This is a genomic window from Halorubrum sp. Atlit-28R (genome assembly GCF_003665955.1).
Lineage (GTDB): Archaea > Halobacteriota > Halobacteria > Halobacteriales > Haloferacaceae > Halorubrum > Halorubrum tropicale.
Map to the genome: position 1 here is coordinate 1 of NZ_QPLS01000063.1, position 744 is coordinate 744.

At 54.0% G+C, this 744-nt stretch carries 1 pseudogene; it reads right to left on the bottom strand.

Annotated elements, in window-relative coordinates:
• Positions 1–298 precede the first annotated feature (298 nt).
• Positions 299–744 (bottom strand): annotated as a pseudogene (locus DVK06_RS16795) (hypothetical protein); the annotation flags it as partial.

A 744-nucleotide genomic window follows, 5' to 3' on the forward strand; every position in this document is an offset into this window, starting at 1 on the left:
GTGAGTACGACGGTGAAATCGGGAGAACATTGCTCTTCCAGCTATTCAGCATAGACCGTCTTAGAGAGGCGACGGTAGGAACGTCGTGGGAAGTTTCCGAAGCCAGTTACGGCCATCCCGAGTCGGAGGGTGAATCAAATACCTGGTTGGCTGTACTCACGAAGGCTTAGTCCTATCACTGAGAACCAGCAATCCCCCGATTATTCCGTATATGCTGACTTCAGCCTCTGTGTGTGTCACGCACTTCCAGTCATAGTCTAGAAGTTTCAACAGAGTCTCACTTTCTACACCCTCGTGGTCAAATCGTCGTTGAGCGACGTTCTACACGCCCATCGGTTACCGCGACGGTGTCTTTCTCTTCCAAACGTCGCACAATCTCCTGTACGTCCGCTGCTGGCCAGTCGAGCTCCTGTTGCAGGTCAGCCACCGATTTCGGTTCGTCAAGCGCGTGTAGCACTTCGAGCTCTTCGTAGACGCGTTCGGTGATCTCCGCCACGGGGCCGTGCAACGGCGTCGTCACGTTGTGTTGTTCAGTGAGATCGGTCAACGCTTCGTTGACGTACGTCACGAACAGCTCTTGCTCCAAGAGTTCGACCTGCATCTCGAGTTCTGCTTCAACGACGTCGAACTCGAGGCCGGTCTGCATCAACGAGAACATATCCTCGATATCGTCCACCCGACCGGCAACCGCTTTGAACAGGAAGATGTCTTCTGGACTCACGAGTTCGACCACGAGACTCCCAA